Source organism: Trichocoleus sp. FACHB-591 (assembly GCF_014695845.1).
In the GTDB taxonomy this organism is placed as follows: domain Bacteria; phylum Cyanobacteriota; class Cyanobacteriia; order FACHB-46; family FACHB-46; genus Trichocoleus.
Window position 1 is genome coordinate 1 of record NZ_JACJPA010000024.1, and the last position, 5,395, is coordinate 5,395.

1 protein-coding gene is annotated in these 5,395 nt (G+C 47.2%); it reads left to right on the forward strand.

Going from position 1 to position 5,395, the window contains the following annotated elements; genetic code table 11:
- A partial coding sequence (locus H6F90_RS03575) for a PAS domain S-box protein (RefSeq protein ID WP_190550283.1) occupies positions 1–5,222 on the forward strand: 5,222 nt, incomplete at its 5' end.
- Positions 5,223–5,395 lie beyond the last annotated feature (173 nt).

Sequence of the window (5,395 nt, forward strand, 5' to 3'; positions counted from 1 at the left end):
CTAATGTGGTGGAGTTACTGCTGCGTCAGTTGCAAAAATTACCGACAGCAACACAGCAAGTTCTCTCCATCGCGGCTTGTGTTGGGTCTGAATTTAATTTAAAGACGTTGGCGATCATTTGCGAAAAATCACCGAAAGCAATTTTCCAGGATCTACTAGCAGTAATACAAGCGGGCTTAATTCAACCGCTGTCTGACTTGGACGAAGATTTGTTGGTTCAAGAGTATAAGTTTCTGCACGACCGCGTGCAGCAAGCGGCTTATGCTTTGATTGATGAATCGCAAAAACAGGTGGTTCATCTCCAAGTCGGTCGCAATTTGCTCGAAAAAACTTCACCAGAGCAACGATCCGAGCGGTTGTTTGAAATCATCGATCATCTCAATCAAGGACTTGAGCTAGTCACGGCTCGATTAGAACGAACTGAAATTGCCAGATTGAATTTAAGGGCAGGTCAGAGAGCAAAGGCAGCAACGGCTTATGAAGCAGCTTTTCAGTATTTCACTACAGGGCTTAAACTCCTCAATGCAGAGAGTTGGCAGCGTGAGTATGATCTCACCTTAGCGCTGTACTCAGAAGCAGCCGAAGCGGCGTATCTCCAGGGTTGCTTTGAGGCGATGGAACAGTTGGTAGAAGTGGTACTCGCTCGTGCCAAAACAGTGGTTGACAAAGTGCAGGCTTACGATAGCAGCATTCAAGGATATTCGTCACAGGGCAACCTGAAAGAAACACTCAAAACTGGCTTGGAAGCGTTAAAGCTCTTGGGAATAGATTTAATCGAAAATCCAAGTCGGGCAGATATTCAAAGGGCATTGGAGTCAACGGTGGCATTACTCGCTGAACGAGAAATCGAAGACTTGAGTAATTTACCAGAGATGACTGCACCAGAACCACTGGCAGCTATAACGATCCTATCGAGTATAAGGTCTGCTGCATTTATAACGTTACCAGCACTGTGGATACTGATTATATGCAAAACGGTCAATTTATCAATCACCTACGGTAATGCTATCTGGTCACCGCTGTATTATGCCTGCTACGGGTTGGTTCTATGTGGAGTTGTTCAAGACATTGAACTCGGCTATAAATTTGGTCAACTGGCTCTCAGCCTGGCAGAACGATTGCATAGCAAAAAAGGCAAGGCTAGAACCCTAAGGTTTTCGGGTACCCATATCATGCACTGGAAGGTGCATCTTAGCAACACAATACCCATGCTGGCTGATGCCTATCAAAGTGGAGTAGAAACTGGAGACTTTGAAACTGCTGGTTATGCTGCCTATTACGTGTGCTATTACTCGTTTTCTGCTGGAGAGGAACTCACCCAACTGGAACAAAAAACAGCAACCTATAGCAAAGCGACCAATCAAATCAGACGGGAAAGCCCCTCGAATTGGCTGGCAATCGTGTGGCAGACCATTCTTAATTTGTTAGATCGGTCTGAGAATCCCAGTCGCTTAGTTGGTCGGGTGTGTAATGAAGAGGAGGCGTTATCACACGCTATTGCAGTTAAAGATGGAAATGCAATCCAGATACTCTATTTACACAAAGTCATACTGTTTTATCTATTTGGAGAACACCATCAAGCTGAACAGACTGCTATTTTGGCAAGGCCACATTTTGAAGAGGTGACAGCAATAACGGTTCTACCTATATTCTGTTTCTATCATTCTCTAGCGCTTTTGAGCCTATCGCTCGATGCTTCAAACGCTGAAAAAGTAGCTTGGCTAAACTGTGTTAACACCAACCAAGAAAAAATGCAGAAATGGGCAGAACATGCCCCAATGAATTATCTCCATAAATTTCATCTAGTCGAAGCAGAGAAAGCGCGAGTTTTAGGGCAATTCTTTGAGGCTGAAGAGTCTTATGAACGGGCGATTCAAGGAGCCAGAGAAAATGAATATATCCAGGAAGAGGCGTTAGCATACGAATTGGCTGCAAAACATTATCTAGCGCGAGGTCGAGAAAAAATTGCTCAAACCTACATGAAAGAGGCGCACTATTGCTACGATCGCTGGGGCGCAACTGCTAAAGTTAAAGACTTAGAAACTCGCTATCCAAAGTTCTTTTCTCAGTCGCCTAGAGCCGCTTCCACATCAATTCCTCTTACTGCTAAAACCATCACTAATCCCTTCCATACTGCTTTCGATTTGGCAGCAGTGATGAAAGCTTCACAAGCGATTTCTCGTGAAATTGAACTGAAGCAATTGCTGCGATCACTGATGCAAATTGTAATTGAGAATGCTGGCGCACAAACCGGCTATCTGATCTTAGAAAACTCAGGAGAATGGTCGATTGAAGCGGCTTGTGAACTCAATGCCGATGAGAATGCTTGTGCGACTCAGGTGTTACAGTCTATTCCAATTACCGATCAATTGCCAGAATCAATCATTCAATATGTGATGCGGACTCTGAAGCCTGTCACCTTAAATAATGCGACTCGTGAAGGTGCTTTTATTAATGAGCCATACATGCAACAGCACCAGCCTCAATCCGTTTTCTGTTTGCCGCTGCTAAATCAAGCCAAGCTAGTTGGTGTATTGTATTTAGAAAATCGGTTAGCAGTTGGAGTATTTACACCAGAGCGATCGCAGGTCTTGCAGCTATTATCGACTCAAGCAGCGATCGCCATCGAAAATGCCAACCTTTACTCAGAACTGCAGGCTAAGGAAAGCAAGATCACCCAGTTCCTCGAAGCGATTCCGGTGGGAATTGCGATCGTGGATGCGACGGGTTGCCCTTACTATGCCAACCAATGCAGCAATCAACTCTTGGGCAAAGAAACTGATACTTCCGTAGCACCGGAGCAACTCTCAGAGGCTTATCAGCTTTATGTAGCGGGAACGGATCAAATCTATCCAGCGGAGAGCCTGCCTAATGTGCGGGCATTAAGGGGCGAACGCATCAGGACTGAAGATATAGAAATTCGTCGAGATCATGTCTCAATTCTACTTGAGGCACGAGGAACACCAGTTTTTGATCAACAGGGCAATATCACTTATGCGATCGCTACTTTTCAGGACATTACAGAGCGCAAACAAGCCGAGAAACTCCTAGCCGACTACAACTGCACATTAGAGCAACAGGTCGCAGAACGAACTGCTGCGTTACGACAAAGTGAGGCCAATTACCGCAACCTGTTACAAACCGCGAATTCCGTCATCATTTGCTATGACACACAAGGACGAATTCGATACATCAACGATTATGGGGTGAAACTCCTGGGCTATGAAGAACATCAGATTGTAGGGCGAACCTTATTTGAAACCATCATTCCAGACATCGAAACCTCTGGACGCGATGTCAAACCCTTTGTTCACGATTTACTTCGTCATCCTCAATTGTACCCGCAAGGCGAGAGTGAAAACCTGTGTCGAGACGGTCGGCGAGTTTGGGTTTTTTGGTCAAATCAAGCCATCTTCAATGAACAGGGAGAAGTCGTTGAAATCTTATCGGTGGGCAATGACACCACCCAGCGTAGGCAAGCAGAAGAAGCATTACAACGCAGTGAAACCAAGTTCCGCAATATTTTTGAAAACTCGCAGGTTGGCATCTACCGCACCCGCCTCTCGGATGGATTAATTCTCGATGCCAATCAACGCTTTGCCAATCTGTATGGCTTTGACTCACCAGAGGAGATCATTGGGATTGAACACACCGCAGGCTACTATGTCAATCCCAGCGATCGCCAACAATTCCTTGAGTTGCTGAAGCGGGATGGGGAAGTGCGAAACTTTGAAGCCCAGGTGCGGAAACGAGATGGGACATTGTTTTGGGTACTTTTCTCTTCTTATCTGAATGCAGCCGATGGCTACATTGAAGGGGTGGTTGTAGATATTAGCGATCGCAAACAAGCAGAAGCCGCTCTACAAACGAGTGAAGAACGACTACGCTTAGCATTAACCGCTTCAAATCAAGGACTCTACGATCTCGACTTAAAAACTGAAGAAAGAACTGTTAACCCGGAATACGCTTTAATGCTGGGCTACAATCCAGCAACATTCCACGAAACCATTTCTGAATGGATTGCTCGTTTGCATCCTGATGACAGAGAATCAGTTGTCGCAACCTACCGTGCTTACATTGCTGGAGAAATCCCCAGCTATCAAGCAGAGTATCGCCAGCGTACCCAGGATGGTCAGTGGAAATGGACTCTTTCTGTTGGCAAAATTGTTGCCTGGGACAAATCAGGTCAACCCATGCGGATGTTAGGAACCCACGTTGACATCAACGATCGCAAGCAAGCAGAAGCCGCGCTGCAAGCCTCTGAAGCAGAACTGCGGGCACTCGTTTCAGCCATTCCCGATCCGCTGTTTGTCCTTACTGCTGAAGGGCGAGTGATCGAAGCAGTCGAAGTGAAACCGAATCAGTTGTATCGACCGATTGAGGAGCAGATTGGTCAAACACTGCACCAGATTTTTGAAAAAGAACAAGCTGATGAATTCCTAGGTTACGTTCGGCAAGTACTGAGCACCCAACAAATGCTCACAGTTGAGTACAGCTTGCAGATAGCTGAACAAGAAGCCTGGTTTTCGGCTCGCATTGCCCCGATTCGGCACGATCAGGTGATTTGGCTGGCGCGAGACATTACGCCGCAAAAGCAAGCAGAAGCAGCCTCAATTTTAGAGGAACGCAACCGCATGGCACGTGAAATTCACGACACACTCGCTCAGGCGTTTACAGGCATTCTGGCTCAAGTGGGAGCCGCAAAACAGGTGCTAACAGATGATTTAGAAGCAGCTCAAGCACACCTAGACCTGATCAAAGAATTGGGGCGCACTGGACTAACTGAAGCACGGCGATCGGTCGTCGCGCTCCGTCCTCAGCTTTTGGAAGAAGGCAGTTTACAGAGCGCTCTCCATCGTCTCATCGCTCAGACTAGAGCTGCCGCAATGGATACCACTTTGCACTATGAGATCGAGGGGGCAGTGTATGCTCTGCCCACTGAAGTCGAGAATAACTTACTGCGGATGGGGCAGGAAGCCTTAACCAATGCGATTCGACACGCCAAGGCTGACGAAATTCGAGTCGAGCTAGTCTACGAGCGCGATCAGGTTTGCTTGCGCGTGAGAGACAATGGGCAGGGCTTTGGAGTCGGGAATCTTCCAGCCTCTGAGGGTTTCGGCTTACTCGGCATGAGCGAACGGGCAGAGCGCATCGGCGCACAACTCACGATTGGAAGTCAACCTGGGCAGGGAACAGAGATTATTGTCACCGTCAACCCTTGAGTGAGCATCACGATGAGCCAAGCCACGACCATTCGGGTTTTGATTGCGGACGATCATGCCATTTTTCGGCAAGGCTTAGCCACGATTATTAACCGTGACCCAGAGATGCAGGTGATTGCCCAAGCCGAAAATGGGGAACAGGCGATCGCGCTCTTTGGGGAACACCAACCGGA